Here is a 17,161-nt window from a genome sequence, read left to right as displayed (position 1 = left end):
GTACAAAAATAAAAATAGTTAGCTAATGGAAAGAGTGAAAATATGAAATTAAAAGGATCAATACATTTACTGCTCTTATTAGTAACAGCGCTTCTATTGGCGGCTTGCGGTAATGATGCAAATTCTGCCAATGCTGGCGGTAAAAAAATTCGGGCAGCGATTGATACAGCAGCAGGGGGCTCATTCCAAATTCGGGCCGCTGCTAATAATAGTTACTTTGCGGATAGAGAATTGGATGTAGAGCTTTCCAATTTTGCATACGGAATCGATACTGTGAACGCTGTTTTGACAAAGCAGGCCGATACAGGGTTGGCAGCAGATTATGCATTATTGAACTCATTAGGGAAAGGTGATTTTGTAATCGTATCTTCACTGACAGGGAGCGATGAGCATTTCAACTCTGTCAGTCTGTCGGAAATTTTGGCAGTAAAGGGCATAGAAGTACCAGCGGATATTAAAGGTAAAAAAATCGGTGTTGCAAAAGGAACAGTATTTGAATATCAATGGGCTAAATACTTAGAGCACTACAGTATTAGCGAAGACGACATTAAATATGTACCGTACAGTACACCTGATGAAGCTATCGTAGGAATGAAAAAAGGGGATATCGATGTCGTTATTGGATCTGGTGCCTTGATAGAGAAATTTAAAAATATTGATGGTGTGCATGAAATCGACCGATTGAGTTCTGTACCTGATTTAGGTGTATCGAGTTATTTAATTGTAGACCGTAAATTTGCTGAAGCAAATGCAGAAGAAATCGGAAAGTTTCTTGAAGGTATTGAACAAGGAGTTGAATATGTTAAGGGGAATCCGGAAGGTACTGCGGACATCGGCTATAAAGATTTAAAAATCGCAAAAGAAGATATACTGCTAGATTTAAAACGAGTAAACTATACGCTCGGTTTTACGAAAGAAGATTATACACATTTATCCAATATGAAAGAGTATTTGCTGGAGCGCGGTATTTTGGATGAAGATTTTGATTTGGATGAAAAGCTGTATTTAGATCCGGCGAAGCAAGTATTGAAAGAAAAGGTAACTTACTAACTAAGGGGGAAAAGGCAATGCTGAATACGATAACAGAAGAAGCAATTGTAATTAAAAATGGTGCCAAAACGTTTCAAACAGATATTGAAAATCCGACGTATGTATTAAAAAATGTAGATTTATCGATTAAAAAGGGCGAGTTTTATGTACTTCTCGGACCAAGTGGCTGCGGTAAATCGACATTGCTGAATATTATTGCGGGATTTTTGGATTTGTCGGTTGGCGAATTGCAAATTGTGACTTCTCGTGAAGAAAACCGAGATGGACGTGGTTTCGTTTTTCAATCAGCGGATTCAGCATTGTTCCCTTGGTTAACTGTTGAGGAGAATATTTCATTTGGCTTAAAAATGAAGAATGTGCCTGCAGAAAAGCGAAAAAAGGTAGCCAATACTTTCATAAAGCTAACGGGTTTACTTGGCCATGCGAAAAAGTTTCCTGATAATTTGTCGGGCGGGATGAAGCAGCGTGTACAGCTTGCCCGAGTATTGGCAAATGAGCCGGAAATCTTATTAATGGATGAGCCTTTTGGGGCACTTGATGCGATGACACGACGAACGATGCAAAATGAGCTCATTCGAATTTGGGAGGAAACAAATAAAACCGTTATCTTTGTGACACATGACATTCAGGAAGCGATTCTTTTAGGTCAGAAGATTGGCATTATGTCTGTCGGTCCGAATTCACGAATCGAAACGACTTATGACGTAAACCTGCCTTATCCTCGAGATATAACAAGTGTTGATTTTAACAACCATTATAAGCAAGTTCAGACACATTTTGAGGACTTCACCATTTAATAAAAGCTTTGATTAGATATAAAGGAGGCAGCTTATGACGACGATTGAACTGAAAAAAGGACAGCAAGTGGCACCTGTCGCAAATGTAAAAAAGAAAAGCCGCACCGGTAAATTGATTTTACAGTCCGGTATTATCGGCTGGTTATTTATACTGCTTGTATGGCAAATTGCCTCGATGTTTTCCGAACCGATGTTTTTGCCAAGCCCATATTTAACATTGATCGGGGCGATTGAAATTGCCAGTGATGGGACATTGTTTCTCTATATGGGCTACAGTTTTTTACGGGTACTGGCAGGATGGACACTCGGCCTCTTAGTTGCTGTACCATTTGGCTTGCTTATAGGAACGAACAAGTTTGTGCGGGCACTGTTTGAACCTGTTATTAACTTTGTACGTTTCATCCCGCCGCTTGCATTCATTACACTATTTATGCTGTGGTTTGGGATTGGCGAACAGTCAAAAGTTTTTTTAATTGTTTATGCAACATTTTTTGTTATTACGATTAATACATTAACAGGGGTTCTATCCATTTCAAATGATAAATTATTATCTGCGAAAAGTATGGGAGCTTCGAAATTCCAAACGCTTATTTATGTCGTAATTCCTGCAACAATCCCGTACATATTCACAGGTGCGAAGCTTGCAATGGGTTCATCGTTCATGGCGATAGTCGGTGCGGAAATGGTCGCTGCAAATGAAGGAATCGGTTTTATGATCTGGAATGCACGACTGTATTTTAAAACAGATTGGATTTTTGTAGGGCTTGTCGTACTTGGGTTAATGGGCTTTATTATGGACCGGATTTTCGCATATACAGGACGTAAGCTGCTTGGTCGCTATAAAGTTGTGTAACATAAAATGGGCTAAACGAATTTGTTTAGCTTATTTTTATGAAAGGCTTTAAAAGCAATTAAGAATAATCGGTTTGTACTATTAATCTAATTATTCATATTTTTTTACTTGGTTTTATTGATTTGTAGAAAATTTCCATGTATCATATGGTTTATTATACAAATATCGGACTTTTGTTTTCATAAAGGAGAGTAAATTAATGGGGAAAGTATATATTGTTGGGGCAGGACCGGGTGATGTTGATTTAATCACCGTAAAAGGCTTGCGTTGTATACAAGAAGCAGACGTAATTCTATATGATCGATTAATTAATAATGAGTTGCTTTCTTATGCAAAGCGCGGGGCCCAGTTAATATTTTGCGGTAAATTGCCGAACCGTCATGCAATGATTCAGGAAAATATCAACCTGTCATTAGTTCATCATGCTCTGCAAGGTAAGACGGTGACCCGATTAAAAGGTGGCGATCCATTCGTTTTTGGACGTGGTGCTGAAGAAGCGGAAGTGTTAGCGGAAAATGGCATTCCTTTTGAAATCGTGCCGGGAATTACATCAGGCATTGCTGCACCGGCTTATGCAGGAATACCGGTTACACATCGAGAATTAGGCTCCAGTTTTGCGATTGTCACAGGACATATGCGTGAAGGAAAGGACGATTCCATTCAATGGGAGAGTCTTGCAAAGGGCATTGATACACTTGCCATCTATATGGGAGTAGGCAATTTGCCGTATATCTGCCGACAACTTTTAACGTATGGACGTAACGCATCAACACCTGTTGCATTAGTACATATGGGAACTTTCGAGCAACAGAAGACGGTTACAGGCACTCTTGGTACGATCGTTGATATCGCTAGAGCAAACGATGTAAAAAATCCAAGCATCATTATCGTGGGTGAAGTTGTAGCATTACGGGAAAAAATTGCATGGTATGAGCAAACAGTACGGCAGGATAAAAGATTGAAGGAAAAAATCGTGTAAAGCAGGTGACTGTAATGAAAGCAATTTTGTATGTTGGGCACGGCACCCGTTTGAAAAAAGGCGTTGAAGAAGCGGTACGTTTTCTTGATAAAACGAAATCTTTTGTAGAAGTTGAAATTCAGGAAACCGCCTTCTTGGAATTAGTCGAGCCGAATATTGTTGAAGGCATTGCAAATTGTATCAATCAAGGTGCAACACATATATCGGTTGTCCCGATTTTATTATTAACGGCCCAGCATGCTAATGAAGATATACCTGCCGAAATAAAGATCGCAAAAGAACGTTATCCGCATGTGAATTTTACAATCGGGCGTCCTTTAGGAATTCATCCATTTTTAATTGAGACAGTTTATGAAAGAATTATAGAACAACAGGTGCCGATTAATGCGGATGCAGAAGTTATATTGATCGGCAGAGGAAGCAGTGACAATGCCGTTGTAAAAGATATGGCGATAATCAGTGAACAGCTAAAGGAAACTTACGGTTTTCGGGAAGTGAAATCTTGTTTTTTATATGGTGCAGGTCCGTCTTTTGAACAGACATTAGTTGAGCTGAAATCCAAGCAGATGAAGCAAGTTTTTATTGTACCTTATTTATTGTTTTCCGGACTTTTAAGTGTAGGAATCGAAAAGAAAATACGTGCGGTTGACCTTGATCCATCTTCCATAATTTTATGTAACCATTTAGGCTATAACGAAAAAGTACGGAATGTTTTGCTGGAAAGAGTGCAAGAGGTCATCTGAAAATTAGGAGGCATTTATTATGACGAAATCCAATGATATTAGCCAAACTCTTGAGAAAATTAAAGATACAGTTGCATCTGTTAAATATGGAACAGTGACTTTAGTTATCCAGGACGGTCATGTTGTACAAATTGAAAAAAATGAAAAAATAAGATTGAAATAAAACAAGATTCGCGAGGTGGAAGTTTTGACGTTAAATCTGCATAATAGCCCATTTTCCGAGGCACAGACAAAATTAATCAATGAGCTTTATCCAACATTAACGGACTATCAAAAAGTTTGGTTGAACGGTTATTTAAGCGCAATACAGACAATTGGAGATTCCAGTCAGCCGCTTGAAGTAACGGTAACTGAACAAGGGCAAACCGTTGCAGTACTGGAAGCAGTCAAACAGGAGGCAACCATTTTATACGGTTCACAAACTGGCAATGCACAACAGGTTGCAAGTAAATTGAAAACGGCTTTAGAGTCACAGGGGATTGAGGTCGCTCTATTTGCAATGTCCGATTTTAAGGCGAATAATCTGAAAAAACAGAAAAATATTTTCATCATTACAAGTACACATGGTGAAGGCGATCCACCGGATAATGCCATCTCCTTCCATAGCTTCCTATATGGTAAACGTGCGCCGAAACTGGAGGATGTATCTTTCTCTGTTTTATCGTTAGGCGATAGCTCGTATGAATTTTTCTGTAAGACAGGAATTGATTTTGATGAGCAATTAGAAAAATTGGGCGGAAAGCGTTTAGTACCCCGCTTTGATTGTGATTTGGATTATGACGATCTTGCATCAGAGTGGATCGGGAGCGTAGTTGAAGCATTGGCACAAAATATGCCGAACAAACTGTCAGAACTACAAAAGTCTCCGGTTGCGGTAAGTGTATCTGAAGAATCCGTATACAACAAAAATAATCCCTTTTATGCGGAAGTTCTGGAAAGTATCAATTTAAATGGCCGCGGATCGAATAAGCAAACACAACATTTGGAGCTTTCATTGGAAGGGTCCGGTTTAACTTATGAACCGGGTGACAGTGTCGGCATTCTTCCGGAAAACGATGCAAACTTAGTAACTGCATTACTATTATCGCTTGGCTTTGAAGGATCGGAAATAGTGTCTGTGAAAGACCAGTCTAAAACATTAAGTGAAGCGCTCACTGCCCATTTTGAAATTACCGTACTGTCAAAACCATTACTACAGAAGCTTGCTGCCTTTTCAACCAATGAAGTGCTTAAGAAGTTGCTGGAAGATGATATGAAGTTGAAAGAATATATTTATGGACGAGACTTGCTGGATGTTGTGCAAACATTTGGCCCGTTCAACTGGACTGCCCAGCAATTTGTTGATCAACTTCGTAAAAATCCGGTACGACTCTATTCGATTGCTAGCAGCCAAAAGGCTAATGAAGAAGAAGTGCATTTAACAATCGGTAAAGTTTTCTATGAAGTAGATGAACGTGAGCGTATAGGAGTAGTATCGGGGCAAGTGGCGGAGCGAATTGAAATTGGAGATAAGGTTCCGGTTTATATTCATAAAAACCCGAACTTCCGTCTGCCTGAAGATACAACAACACCAATTATTATGATTGGTGCCGGTACAGGCATTGCGCCTTATCGTTCATTTTTGGAAGAACGTGCTGAGGAAGGAATCGAAAGCAATGCATGGCTGTTTTTCGGTGACCAGCATTTTGTTACAGATTTTCTGTATCAGACTGAACTGCAGCGCTGGCTCAAAGATGGGACATTAACGAATTTATCTGTAGCCTTTTCACGCGATACAGAACAGAAAGTATATGTACAGCATCGTCTGCTCGAAAATGCTGCAGAAGTCTATAGATGGATCAACGATGGTGCGGTTATCTATGTATGTGGTGATGAGAAGTATATGGCACATGATGTGGATCAAACATTGCGCCGAATTGTTGCGGAACAGGGCGGCAAAACGGATGAAAAAGTTTCCCTGTATTTTAATGAGCTTAAAAGCCAAAAACGTTATCAGCGAGACGTTTATTAAATCAGATTATTTTAACATAGATAGGAGATAGGCATATGAGTCAGAAAATTGTACTTCCCCCACAGCCGGGTAAACCAAATGATGTCGAACGTATTAAAGACGAAAGTAATTATTTACGGGGAACGCTAGAAAAAACAATGCAGTATCCAATTAGTTCAGGAATTCCGGATGATGATAATCGTCTAATGAAATTTCATGGCAGCTATTTGCAGGATGACCGGGATTTACGTACAGAACGTGAACGACAAAAGCTGGAGCCAGCCTACCAATTTATGGCCCGTGTCAGAACTCCGGGAGGTGCGGCAACACCGGAACAGTGGCTTGTAATGGATGAGATGGCGGAAAAGTACGGGAATGGGTCACTAAAATTAACGACTCGTCAGGCATTCCAGGTGCATGGCATTTTAAAATGGAATGTCAAAAAGTATATGCAGGAAATTCACGAAGTACTGCTTGACTGTATCGCTGCATGCGGTGACGTAAACCGGAATGTGATGTGTAATGTTAACCCGAATCAATCGGCATTTCATGAAGAAGTATATAATTGGTCGGCGAGGTTAAGTGAACATTTACTGCCTCGTACTCGTGCATACCATGAACTATGGCTCGATGGAGAAAAAGTTTACGATGGGACACAAGACACAGAAATAGAGCCTGTATACGGTTCCCTGTATTTACCGCGTAAATTTAAAATTGGTATTGCCGTTCCACCGAGCAATGATATTGATGTATTTTCACAGGATATTGGTTTTATTGCCATTGTACAAAATGACGAGCTGCTAGGCTTTAATGTCGCGGTAGGCGGCGGGATGGGTATGACACATGGTGATAAAGAAACATACCCGCAATTAGGACGTTTAATCGGATATATTCCAAAAGAGCGACTGCTTGAAACAGCCGAAAAAATTTTAACAATCCAACGCGACTACGGAAATCGTGCGGAACGTAAAAAAGCCCGCTTTAAATATACGGTAGATGCAAAAGGTTTAGATTTTATTAAAGAAGAGCTGCATCAGCGCTTAGGATGGGAGCTCGAAGAAGTAAGACCGTATACATTCAAGCGTACAGGAGATGAGTACGGCTGGATAAAAGGTGAAAATGGAAAATGGCATTTTACATTATTCATTCAAAACGGACGAATTAAAGATTTTGATGATTATCAATTAAAAACAGGTTTGCGTGAAATTGCGAAAGTGCATACAGGGGTTTTCCGTTTAACACCTAACCAGAATCTTTTAATCGCGGATGTAACACCACAGAAAAAAACGGTTATTGATAAGCTGTTAAAAGCCTACAACATTACGGACGGTGCGCATTACTCGGCACTGCGCCGCAATTCAATTGCCTGTGTCTCATTACCGACATGCGGCTTAGCAATGGCAGAGGCGGAGCGTTATTTGCCTACGTTAATTACAAAAATTGATGAAATATTGGGGGATAACGGGTTACGTGAAACCGAGATAGGTATTCGTATGTCAGGATGCCCGAACGGCTGTTCACGTGCAGCAATGGGTGAAATCGGTTTTATCGGAAAAGGACCTGGCAAATATAATTTATACTTAGGCGGAGATTTTAAAGGACAGCGCTTGAACAAAATATACAAAGAAAATATTGGTGAAGAAGAAATTTTGAATATCCTTGCACCGATTTTTTCTGAGTATGCAAAAGAACGTTTCGAAGGTGAACATTTCGGTGATTTCACGATTCGTAAAGGTTATGTAGAAGCAGTAACGGATGGCCGACAATTCCATGAGTTAAGCGAAGTGCGAAGCTGACGATGTTTCCGATGATGGTCAACATAAGAGATAAAAAAGTGATTGTAATAGGAGGAGGAAAAATCGCTGCTAAGCGGATCGAGTCGTTATTACGCTTCCAACCGAATATTACAGTCGTAAGTCCAGTGCTTGAGGAACGTTTGCATGCCTTTGTTAAAAATGGTGAAATCGAGCATATTGCAAAATCGTTTCAAACTTGTGATGTACAAGACGCACTTCTCGTCATTGCCGCTACAAATGATACAGCGGTAAATCAACTGGTTAAAGAAAGCTGCCACCCCAATCAGCTCATTAATATTGTCGATGATTCTGCAAATAGTTCGTTTCATTTTCCGGCAATGTATGAGAAAAATGAAATTACGATCGCAGTGACGACGAGTGGTATTAGCCCGATTCTTGCCAAAAATCTGCGGGATGACTTCGCAGCAATTGTGGATGGGCTTGAACCGGATTACTTATTATTTTTAAAGGAAGTCCGGCAATTGGTAAAAGCGGGTCAATTTACAAAGGAACAGAAGCGATTTCTGCTTGCAGAGTGTTTGGAAGATTATTATCAGACCGATTCACATATGCGAACAATGTTTTTAAGAAATCTGCTTGCGGCAGAGAACGGCATTTGAACGAGATATCGCATAAGATAGGAAAATGAGTTAAAGGAAAGGTGGAAGCTCTTGTATCACCAACAAATGATGTTTCAACCAGTCACTAACACCCGGGAAATGACCGTTACAGGGACTGGTGAAATCGTTGCTCAGCCTGATTATGCGCAAGTACAAATCGAAGTTCGGACGCAAGGGAAAGATGTCAGCGCGATCCAGCGGGAAAATGCGGTCATTATGAATCGTGTCATAGACTCACTAATGGCTTTAAAGATTCCAAAAGAATCGATTCAGACGACTGCTTACAATATCTTTCCAAACTATGATTTCATAGATGGGAGACAGGTGCTAAGGGGCTACGAAGTACAAAACGCCATAACAGTAAAAATAGACGATATTGGTCAAGTAGGTACGGCAATTGACACGGCAATTCAAAATGGGGCAAACAATGTATCAGCTATCGAGTTTAAAATTACGGATACAGATGTTTATTACCGGCAGGCACTTCAGTTCGCTCTGATCGATGCCGTGGGGAAAGCAACAGCCATGGCAAAAACGATGGGTGTTACATTACACATGGTGCCGGTGGAAATAGTCGAAGAGCAAACGATTGCTCCGGTTCCGTACAAGGCGATGCAGTTAAGCAGCCAACGGGTAGTGACACCGATTGAACCTGGAACGATGACAGTAAGCGCATCAGTTCGTGTAAAGTTTAGTTATTAGAAAACTATATTCCATTCAATAATACTTTAACCGTCTAGAAAATAGCGGTTAAGGTATTTTTTATTGCATTTATTTTCACTTTGAATCTCTTCTTTTTATATTCAAGCATGTTTTCTACCTGCCTGTACATAAAGTATCTATGATAAATAGAAATATAAAGAAGGTGCGAATTGAAAAAGAGTATTCAAATTGCAGGGGCGTTTGTCAGTTTAGTTGTCGGTGCAGGTTTTGCTTCAGGACAAGAGATTATGCAGTACTTTACAAGCTTTGGGTTAATGAGTGTGTTTGGATGTATTGTAGCAACGATTATTTTTACGATGTTGGGGATGACGCTTGCACAGATTGGTTCGGATTTGCAGACGACTTCCCATAAGGAAGGTATTCATTTTATTGGTGGACGCTTTTTTGGTCCGGTACTGGATCAGATGATTTCCTTTGTGCTGTTCGGCATTGCGGTTGTTATGCTGGCTGGAGCAGGCTCTACATTCAATCAGATGTACAGTATGGATGCATCGGTCGGCAGCTTATTAATGGCGCTGCTCGTCGTAGTGACACTGATGCTTAATGCGGAAAGTATCATTAAAATGCTGGCGGCGCTCATGCCTTATTTACTTGGTATCATTTTTATCCTTTTAATCTATTCATTGTTTACGATGAATTATCCAATAAGTGAACTTAATGCAATCGCAAAAAGTCAGCATTCTGCAACACCGCACTGGTTTTCTGGTGCTGTCATATATGTTTCGTACAATATTGCGGGTGGTGCGGCAATGCTTATTGTGATGGGGGGTACGGCTCCAAATAGAAAGGTTGCAAGAATAGGAGGTGCTTTAGGGGGCATTTTTCTAGGTTTGCTTATATTGCTCATCAATATTGCCTTATTTGTCAAAATGGATATTGTGGCAGGTGTGGAAATGCCGACACTGGAACTTGCAAAACAAATTCATCCTGCTGTAGGAATCATCATGTCCTTCGTGCTGCTGGCGATGATTTACAGTACTGCTGTAGGAACCCTGTATATATTGGCTGTACGAATTGTAAAACCGGACCGTTTTGCATTTAAGGTTACGGTCAATTTGCTATGCATCGTTGGCTTTGCGATTAGTTTAGTCGGCTTTACAACGCTGATTAGTAAGCTGTATGTCGTAATGGGATATTTAGGTATAGGGCTAATACTATGTATTTTAATTTCAGCATTATTTAAATCGAGTAATCGGAACGTAAGTTGAAACTTCCTTAAGAGCTGCAAGATTGCCAGATAGACCTTAAGTTAATTTCAGGGGCTAACAATACCAAGATGTCGAAGTGAGTTCTGAATTTGCCGTTAAGTAATTCAAGGGTAAGAACTTACTTTGATTTCCTTGGAAAATGAAAGGACATAGGTTATTAATTTTTTTCAAAAATGAAGATACATAAATGAGATTGTTTACTTATTTAAAATTTAATACTTAGTATAAACTCCCTCTTTTGTCGAATCCGTATTGACCTGAATAATTAAGGTTATATAGTATGGAGATGAAATGGAGGTTTTCACGCATGCTAAAAAAACTATCCGAACAAGATTTCTCAGTATTACGGGGACCGCTGGAGTCTGGTAGACAAAGTCCGAATTCGTTGGCATCTGTGCTTGTTTTAGGCATTTTCCTGCAAGCGCTGTGTTTCTATCTGACTTATAATATTGCAGGTAAATACACAGTCTATCCAAATTTCGAAAGCATTAAAACAATCCATATGTGGTTTACAGGGATCATTATTTTATTGTCTCTTCTATTCGCTATTCCTGTCGTTTTTAATAAGATGGAGAAGCTGCAGTACTTCCTGTCGATTATCATGACACAAAATTTTTCCGTATTTTTCTTCCTGTCCCCGTTATTTCTTTTAGGGGAACAGGACAGTGCAACAGTTGCATCTCTTTTAAACTTAACGTGGATTACACTTTCCATGGCAGGCGTATTGTTTATCGCTACATGGATCCGCTTTTATTTACTTCTAAAAAAAGGTCATTACCGTGCAGGGTCAAGAAACGAGGAAATGCGTGGGGAATTTGAAACGAAATCGTATATTCCAATTGCAGTCATCGGCAGTACAGCGCTTGTTTTTCTTATCCAATTTGTCATGAAAACAGGTTCGTCCGATTTATTTGAAACAATCATGCTAGTCTTTTTACCATTCGGTATTTTTTATACACTCATTTTCGTATTACCGGAGCAGCTTGTCATACTATATTGCAAAATAAGATTTAAAAACTTCAATTTTGATATAAACGGTTATCTGAACACGGAAAGAGCAGTCAAAACGTCCCAAACAAGGCCGACGCTCCAAGATAATAATATTGAGGAGGTATAGAAATGGAATTTAAGGATGGATCAATAATTTATCCCTTGCCGGACGATACTTTACTTTCTGAAAAGGAAGGTAAGTGGAGAATAAGTTTACCAGAAACGTATAAAGAATTTATAAAAAAATATAATGGTGGTACTCCTATAAAGGATAGTTTTAAGTGTAATAGCCATGTTTATGCGATTGATAGGTTTTTATGTATTTTAAAAGTAACCGGGGAAAGAGATGATGAGTATTACGATATAGGAGTAGTTAGAACTCAACTAGACGAAAGAATTGTTTTTGATGAAAATTTAGTAGGTACTGAACTGCTACCAATAGCTGTTTTATTTGCAGGTGACTTTGTTTGTTTAGACTATCGTAACAATGTTGAAGAGCCTGTTGTATGCGTTTGGAATCATGAAGAGTCTTCAGATTTAAATCCTATAACATATATTGTAAGTAATAGCTTTGAAGAATTTCTAAATATGTTAACAGAATAGACTTTTTGGTAGATTCTAACTCTTGATAGAATGCCAGTAAGTAGTCACACTTATTTAATTAACCTCAAGCACTTGATTGTCTACTATAGACAACAAGTGCTTTTTATTTTTTTGTGAGAAATTTTTGTATTGAACAATTTAAAAAGATTCTATGAAATTCATAGCTTATCATACCTTGACTGGCTTTATGCCTTTTAAGGTTTCTTTTTGTAGAGGGTTACCTAGTACCGTATTTTGAAACAAACAGTGAGTATCTTCTACCCGGTTAATAATCACCCGTCGTATTCATATACTTTCCTATTGAAGATTTTATTGAGGGAGGAGCTTTGTGGAAATTTTCGTAAGACCGGGTGATTCCTTTTGGTATTACAGCCAGGTTTTTAATGTTCCTTTTCAGCTGATACTTGACTCAAACCGGAATTTGAATGCACAGGCACTCATGCCAAACCAACCCGTTCAGATTCCCGGTTATGTGACAAATCCATATACAGTTCAACGTGGAGATACGATTTGGTCGATTGCACAAAGAATCAATATGCCGATGGATGCGCTTTTTCTGCTAAATCCGGTACTCAGTCCATATGTACTTCAAGTCGGTCTCAGGCTGCTGTTGCCTGTTCGTGTGACATGGAGAGTTGTGAACGGAGAACAGGATTACGATTACAGGACGATGGTTCAGGATATTCGGTCATTGCAGACAATCTATCCGTTTATCTTTCATGACCCGATTGGCAATTCTGTATTAAATAAAGAAATTCCGGGGCTCACGATTGGGAACGGGCAGAAACGTGTGCATTTTAATGCTTCTTTTCATGCCAATGAGTGGATTACGACACCGGTAGTGATGACATTTCTTAATGACTATCTCCTGTCGCTTACGAATAATGGTGCAATACGAGGGCTTTATACATTGCCATTGTATAATCAGATGAATTTAAATATTGTACCTATGGTAAATCCGGACGGAGTGGATTTAGTGCTGAACGGACCTCCGGAGGATGAAAGTATCCGCAATAAGCTTATCGAGTGGAATGGCGGCAGTACAGATTTCTCTGGGTGGAAAGCGAATATTAATGGGGTTGATCTGAACGACCAGTTCCCTGCCGAATGGGAGCGAGAAAGAGAGAGAAACCCGAAAACACCAGGGCCCCGGGACTATGGTGGGGAAAGTCCGCTATCCGAACCGGAATCCATCGCAATGGCCGAACTGACTGTTGAACGGGATTTCTCGCGCGTGTTGGCCTTCCATACACAAGGGAAAGTTATTTATTGGGGATTCATGGGATTGGAACCGCCTGAAACAGAAGTGCTTGTCAATGAATTTGCGCGGGTAAGCGGATATGAGCCGGTGCAGACAATTGAAAGCTATGCGGGGTATAAAGACTGGTTTATTCAAGATTGGCGCCGTCCCGGTTTTACAGTTGAACTGGGACTAGGAACGAACCCATTGCCAATTAGCCAATTTGGTGAAATATATGAAGAAGCTTTAGGGATTTTTTTAAGTGCACTTTATATGTAAAGAAAGTCCCCCGTTACGTCCATAGATGTAACGGGGGAACTTTTATGAATCCTTCAAGCTTTCATCAATTTCCAGGATGCTTTGCTTTAGCTCGTCTAGTTTGGATATATTTTGCTCGACAATATCCAAATGCTCCTGTCTTTGCAATGCATTGGCAAGCGCATTTTCGGTACGCTCCATTGAATTGAATGCATGTTCAACGGCAAACTCTTCCGGGTGGGACATTGCCTGCTTTACTGCACGTTCTGTTCGTTCAACGGAGTTGGATAATAAAGTAATCGGGTGATTTTGTTTCCAGCTAGGTGTACCTGAACTTTTCTTAGCCATTGTTCCTCATCCTTTCCAAAGAGAATTGACTGATTCACACTTTTAGTATTGGTGGATGCAATGATTCCATACGCGGAAGAAATTCGAAATTGTTAGGACTGGCACCATCAATTTTTATCTATGTAGGGAATAACGATAGCAAAAAAAGCCATACTTATATTGATTCACTTTTAAACATAGGGAGGCGGAACGAATGGATAAGAAGGGTTTCACAGATCCAAAATCTAAGAAGATCCACCATAACTGGACGAGCGATAAGCATCAAAAATCTCAAATCAAAGGGGAAACAGAGGTAACTTTGAACAACCAGATTTTGAGAATTAATGCGAAAGCGAGACAGTTCTAACCTTTGTCTTGAAGTAAATCAGGCCTTCATTACAGTACATACTGTGATGAAGGCCATTTTTATCTCAATACGATTTTCGTTTCCCTTTTTGAGCTTGCTGATGAAGCTCCGTTAGCTCATTTGCAATTTCTTCCTTTACTTTATTAGGTGCAATTTTCATGTTTTTCGGTGTTTGCGGTAATGATTGTTTATTCGTTCCTTTACTCTTACTATCATCTCTGCCCATTAATATGCTCCTTTCAATTTTGATTCCTTCTTAATATGGCTTTCCAGCAATTTTTCATTACAAAAATCGTGCCAGCCTTAAAAAGCATAAAACATCCTAACCTGAGCACATTAAGGCAGTAGGAGGTGATGAAATATGAGCAAAAACAGCAAAGAGACGATGAATACACGCACACATAATCCTTTTTCAACTTATAAAGAATTACACCGAAATACAACAAGTCACAATCGGAATCCGGAAGATAATACAGCGGAATTTTCGGAAGAATTCGATTCAAAATTAAAAAATAAAAACAATAAAACAAACCATGATAAAAACCAGCAATCAAATAAAAATAAATAGTTGTTAAAGCAAGAAAAGCCTTGTCACATAATTTGTGCAAGGCTCTTCTTATATATTTGGGCAATGATGACAATTAGCCCTGATAAACACTGTCACATGTACCACCTATCGGTTCATAGAAGCAATGCTGTTTAAATTGCCCTGTAAATGGTTGACCATACCATGTTGGCGGACAAGGACCATATGGGTTGAAATACCAAAGTGCATATTTTGCTGGATGTTCTCTCCAATAGTCTAGCACTTGTTTTGCCAATTTCCGTTCTGTCTCTCTGGCCCTTTGATAAAACATATTCCCTTTTTGTACCGCCTCAAAAGAATAGTTATTGCCCTGTACTTGGAAAATAACCTGTTCAATCGTTCTTACATCATTAAAGTCCAGGCATGTGGCAATAGCGCGGTTCACAATTACATTTCCCACATACAGCATCCCTTGTTTTCCTTCGCCTTCTGCCTCGGCCCGCATCATTCGAGCGATTAAATCAACATCTGCATCCCGGTATTTAACTCTTGGCATTTTTTCACCTCACAACTATAGTATGAAACAGTTAACCCGGGTGCTCATATGAATAAATGAAATCATTTAAAATTATTTCTTGTGATAACTTATGTATTTCTAACCTATCTTTCCGCATTAACACGGGATATAGTTCATAAATTAGTACATAGAAAAAGGAGGACGGACAATTCAAATTCATGTTGTACAACCGGGAGAATCATTATGGGCAATCGCACAGTATTATGGAACAACAGTACAAAGTATAGTGGAAGCAAACCAAATTGCGGAGCCCGCGCGGTTAGTGATCGGGCAAGCATTGGTCGTTCCGCTGAAAGGGCAATATTATATTGTACAGCCAGGGGATAGTTTATGGTCTATTGGTCAACGGTTTCAAGTGAATTATACAACGCTCGCGCAAGCAAATGGGTTGAGTCCGGATGCGTTGCTAATGATTGGCACCTCATTGTATATACCGGAACCATCCAAAAGGTCTGCAGAAATTTTGGCATATGTAGAACCAAGAGGCAATGAAATAAATGAAATGCTGCTGGATCAAGTTCGTGAGGCAAACCCTTACTTAACGTACTTAGCTGTATTCAGTTATGAGGTGAGTCGGGATGGTTCAATAAAAGCACCGACCATTAATCCTTTACCCGAGATCGCTGAACAAGAGAAAACAAGTATAGCAATGGCGATTACCAATCTCGAAGATTATCAGTTTAGCGCTGAGCTTGCCCGGGATATTTTTCAAAGTGTCGCGGTCCAAAATTTATTGCTGGACAATATCATAGCAGAAGCAAAACGCATCGGGAATATTTCGGATATCCATTTTGATTTTGAACGTATATCACGTGACCAGCGGGAAGCTTATAATAACTTTCTTCGAAGAGCTGTCGAGCGGTTGCATGCGGAAGGATATACGGTTTCTACCGCATTGGCTCCCAAAACGAGAGCGGATCAGCCCGGGGAATGGTTTATGGGGCATGACTATAAGGCACATGGCGAAATAGTGGATTTTGTTATGCTCATGACATATGAATGGGGGTATTCTGCAGGACCTCCAATGGCCGTTTCTCCACTGCCACAAGTCGAACAAGTAGTACAATACGCTTTAACAGAAATTCCTGCGAGTAAAATTTTATTGGGGCAAAATTTGTATGGCTACGATTGGACATTACCTTTTGTCCAAGGAGGAGATTACGCAGAAGCAATAAGTCCTCAACGAGCTATTGAAGTAGCAAAACGTTACAATGCGGCTATCCAATTTGACAATACTGCACAGGCCCCATACTTTAATTACTATGATGAGCAAGGCCGTTCACATATTGTCTGGTTTGAGGATGCACGTTCCATTCAGGCGAAGTTTGATTTAGTAAAGCGCTTGAATTTGCGCGGTGTTGGCTATTGGAAGTTAGGATTGCCATTCCCGCAAAACTGGCAGCTTATCGGGGCTAATTTTAATGTGGTGAAGAAATAGAAAAAGCAGCATAGATGGTCAGATGAAATCAAAAACTATTCATCTGACTTTTTTGATTGTCATCTATTTAAGAAGG

The 17,161-nt window shown here is 39.7% G+C and carries 20 protein-coding genes; 17 read left to right on the top strand and 3 right to left on the bottom strand.

Going from position 1 to position 17,161, the window contains the following annotated elements:
* Positions 1 to 42 precede the first annotated feature (42 nt).
* From MKY51_RS11950 to MKY51_RS11885, 14 genes are all read left to right on the top strand, one after another.
* Positions 43 to 1,050, top strand: coding sequence for an ABC transporter substrate-binding protein (locus tag MKY51_RS11950; protein ID WP_339172336.1), 1,008 nt, complete (start codon positions 43 to 45; stop codon positions 1,048 to 1,050).
* A gap of 17 nt (positions 1,051 to 1,067) precedes the next feature.
* Positions 1,068 to 1,847 (top strand): ABC transporter ATP-binding protein, encoded by a 780-nt coding sequence (locus MKY51_RS11945; RefSeq protein WP_339172333.1) that lies wholly within the window; start codon positions 1,068 to 1,070, stop codon positions 1,845 to 1,847.
* A gap of 34 nt (positions 1,848 to 1,881) precedes the next feature.
* On the top strand, positions 1,882 to 2,700 hold the full coding sequence (locus MKY51_RS11940; RefSeq protein ID WP_339172330.1) for an ABC transporter permease: 819 nt from the start codon (positions 1,882 to 1,884) through the stop codon (positions 2,698 to 2,700).
* A 199-nt stretch (positions 2,701 to 2,899) separates the two neighbouring features.
* Positions 2,900 to 3,679 carry a uroporphyrinogen-III C-methyltransferase gene (cobA, locus tag MKY51_RS11935; RefSeq protein ID WP_339172327.1) on the top strand — a complete coding sequence of 260 codons (780 nt, stop codon included), beginning with the start codon at positions 2,900 to 2,902 and terminating at the stop codon, positions 3,677 to 3,679.
* A 14-nt stretch (positions 3,680 to 3,693) separates the two neighbouring features.
* Positions 3,694 to 4,422, top strand: coding sequence for a sirohydrochlorin chelatase (locus MKY51_RS11930; protein ID WP_339172325.1), 729 nt, complete (start codon positions 3,694 to 3,696; stop codon positions 4,420 to 4,422).
* A gap of 19 nt (positions 4,423 to 4,441) precedes the next feature.
* On the top strand, positions 4,442 to 4,585 hold the full coding sequence (locus tag MKY51_RS11925) for a YezD family protein (RefSeq protein WP_339172323.1): 144 nt from the start codon (positions 4,442 to 4,444) through the stop codon (positions 4,583 to 4,585).
* A 24-nt stretch (positions 4,586 to 4,609) separates the two neighbouring features.
* Positions 4,610 to 6,433 (top strand): assimilatory sulfite reductase (NADPH) flavoprotein subunit, encoded by a 1,824-nt coding sequence (locus MKY51_RS11920; protein ID WP_339172320.1) that lies wholly within the window; start codon positions 4,610 to 4,612, stop codon positions 6,431 to 6,433.
* Between the two features lie 35 nt (positions 6,434 to 6,468).
* On the top strand, positions 6,469 to 8,208 hold the full coding sequence (gene cysI, locus MKY51_RS11915; RefSeq protein WP_339172317.1) for an assimilatory sulfite reductase (NADPH) hemoprotein subunit: 1,740 nt from the start codon (positions 6,469 to 6,471) through the stop codon (positions 8,206 to 8,208).
* A gap of 2 nt (positions 8,209 to 8,210) precedes the next feature.
* Positions 8,211 to 8,828: an NAD(P)-dependent oxidoreductase gene (locus MKY51_RS11910; RefSeq protein ID WP_339172314.1), complete on the top strand. Its 618-nt coding sequence runs from the start codon at positions 8,211 to 8,213 to the stop codon at positions 8,826 to 8,828.
* A gap of 51 nt (positions 8,829 to 8,879) precedes the next feature.
* A complete protein-coding gene (locus tag MKY51_RS11905) occupies positions 8,880 to 9,530 on the top strand; it encodes an SIMPL domain-containing protein (protein WP_339172311.1) in 651 nt (216 codons plus the stop codon).
* Between the two features lie 170 nt (positions 9,531 to 9,700).
* Positions 9,701 to 10,759 carry a hypothetical protein gene (locus MKY51_RS11900; RefSeq protein ID WP_339172308.1) on the top strand — a complete coding sequence of 353 codons (1,059 nt, stop codon included), beginning with the start codon at positions 9,701 to 9,703 and terminating at the stop codon, positions 10,757 to 10,759.
* 307 nt (positions 10,760 to 11,066) lie between these two features.
* Entirely contained in the window at positions 11,067 to 11,876 is an 810-nt protein-coding gene (locus tag MKY51_RS11895; protein WP_339172305.1) for an ABC transporter ATPase, read from the top strand.
* Between the two features lie 2 nt (positions 11,877 to 11,878).
* Positions 11,879 to 12,352 (top strand): SMI1/KNR4 family protein, encoded by a 474-nt coding sequence (locus tag MKY51_RS11890; RefSeq protein WP_339172304.1) that lies wholly within the window; start codon positions 11,879 to 11,881, stop codon positions 12,350 to 12,352.
* A gap of 328 nt (positions 12,353 to 12,680) precedes the next feature.
* Positions 12,681 to 13,871 carry a M14 family zinc carboxypeptidase gene (locus tag MKY51_RS11885; RefSeq protein ID WP_339172302.1) on the top strand — a complete coding sequence of 397 codons (1,191 nt, stop codon included), beginning with the start codon at positions 12,681 to 12,683 and terminating at the stop codon, positions 13,869 to 13,871.
* Between the two features lie 42 nt (positions 13,872 to 13,913).
* Here MKY51_RS11885 and MKY51_RS11880 read toward each other — a convergent pair whose 3' ends face one another.
* Positions 13,914 to 14,198, bottom strand: coding sequence for a hypothetical protein (locus MKY51_RS11880; protein WP_079528174.1), 285 nt, complete (start codon positions 14,196 to 14,198; stop codon positions 13,914 to 13,916).
* 193 nt (positions 14,199 to 14,391) lie between these two features.
* Between MKY51_RS11880 and MKY51_RS11875 the strand changes: the two genes are divergently transcribed.
* Positions 14,392 to 14,544 (top strand): YpzG family protein, encoded by a 153-nt coding sequence (locus MKY51_RS11875; RefSeq protein ID WP_079528172.1) that lies wholly within the window; start codon positions 14,392 to 14,394, stop codon positions 14,542 to 14,544.
* Between the two features lie 64 nt (positions 14,545 to 14,608).
* On the opposite strand, the gene MKY51_RS11870 is transcribed toward MKY51_RS11875, so the two are convergent.
* Positions 14,609 to 14,770 (bottom strand): hypothetical protein, encoded by a 162-nt coding sequence (locus tag MKY51_RS11870; RefSeq protein ID WP_339172298.1) that lies wholly within the window; start codon positions 14,768 to 14,770, stop codon positions 14,609 to 14,611.
* A gap of 135 nt (positions 14,771 to 14,905) precedes the next feature.
* Here MKY51_RS11870 and MKY51_RS11865 point away from each other — a divergent pair, with 135 nt between their 5' ends.
* Positions 14,906 to 15,112 (top strand): hypothetical protein, encoded by a 207-nt coding sequence (locus MKY51_RS11865; protein WP_339172296.1) that lies wholly within the window; start codon positions 14,906 to 14,908, stop codon positions 15,110 to 15,112.
* Between the two features lie 73 nt (positions 15,113 to 15,185).
* Here the strand turns inward: MKY51_RS11865 and MKY51_RS11860 are convergent, their stop codons facing one another.
* Positions 15,186 to 15,626, bottom strand: a complete 441-nt coding sequence (locus MKY51_RS11860; protein WP_339172294.1) for a cell wall hydrolase — start codon at positions 15,624 to 15,626, stop codon at positions 15,186 to 15,188.
* Positions 15,627 to 15,795: 169 nt separating this feature from the next.
* Here MKY51_RS11860 and MKY51_RS11855 point away from each other — a divergent pair, with 169 nt between their 5' ends.
* Positions 15,796 to 17,085, top strand: coding sequence for a glycoside hydrolase family 18 protein (locus tag MKY51_RS11855; RefSeq protein ID WP_339176627.1), 1,290 nt, complete (start codon positions 15,796 to 15,798; stop codon positions 17,083 to 17,085).
* Positions 17,086 to 17,161 lie beyond the last annotated feature (76 nt).

Origin of the sequence: Solibacillus sp. FSL R5-0691 (assembly GCF_037974225.1) — a bacterium.
Lineage (GTDB): Bacteria > Bacillota > Bacilli > Bacillales_A > Planococcaceae > Solibacillus.
This window is presented reverse-complemented; position numbering and strand designations above follow the sequence as displayed.

Excerpts from the sequence above, each read along its gene's own strand:
- MKY51_RS11950 (WP_339172336.1), top strand. The coding sequence starts at position 43 with ATGAAATTAAAAGGATCAATACATTTACTGCTCTTATTAGTAACAGCG.
- MKY51_RS11890 (WP_339172304.1), top strand. The coding sequence starts at position 11,879 with ATGGAATTTAAGGATGGATCAATAATTTATCCCTTGCCGGACGATACT.
- MKY51_RS11895 (WP_339172305.1), top strand. The coding sequence starts at position 11,067 with ATGCTAAAAAAACTATCCGAACAAGATTTCTCAGTATTACGGGGACCG.
- MKY51_RS11925 (WP_339172323.1), top strand. The coding sequence starts at position 4,442 with ATGACGAAATCCAATGATATTAGCCAAACTCTTGAGAAAATTAAAGAT.
- cysI (WP_339172317.1), top strand. The coding sequence starts at position 6,469 with ATGAGTCAGAAAATTGTACTTCCCCCACAGCCGGGTAAACCAAATGAT.
- MKY51_RS11880 (WP_079528174.1), bottom strand. The coding sequence starts at position 14,198 with ATGGCTAAGAAAAGTTCAGGTACACCTAGCTGGAAACAAAATCACCCG.
- MKY51_RS11865 (WP_339172296.1), top strand. The coding sequence starts at position 14,906 with ATGAGCAAAAACAGCAAAGAGACGATGAATACACGCACACATAATCCT.
- MKY51_RS11860 (WP_339172294.1), bottom strand. The coding sequence starts at position 15,626 with ATGCCAAGAGTTAAATACCGGGATGCAGATGTTGATTTAATCGCTCGA.
- cobA (WP_339172327.1), top strand. The coding sequence starts at position 2,900 with ATGGGGAAAGTATATATTGTTGGGGCAGGACCGGGTGATGTTGATTTA.
- MKY51_RS11945 (WP_339172333.1), top strand. The coding sequence starts at position 1,068 with ATGCTGAATACGATAACAGAAGAAGCAATTGTAATTAAAAATGGTGCC.
- MKY51_RS11940 (WP_339172330.1), top strand. The coding sequence starts at position 1,882 with ATGACGACGATTGAACTGAAAAAAGGACAGCAAGTGGCACCTGTCGCA.
- MKY51_RS11870 (WP_339172298.1), bottom strand. The coding sequence starts at position 14,770 with ATGGGCAGAGATGATAGTAAGAGTAAAGGAACGAATAAACAATCATTA.
- MKY51_RS11930 (WP_339172325.1), top strand. The coding sequence starts at position 3,694 with ATGAAAGCAATTTTGTATGTTGGGCACGGCACCCGTTTGAAAAAAGGC.
- MKY51_RS11910 (WP_339172314.1), top strand. The coding sequence starts at position 8,211 with ATGTTTCCGATGATGGTCAACATAAGAGATAAAAAAGTGATTGTAATA.
- MKY51_RS11875 (WP_079528172.1), top strand. The coding sequence starts at position 14,392 with ATGGATAAGAAGGGTTTCACAGATCCAAAATCTAAGAAGATCCACCAT.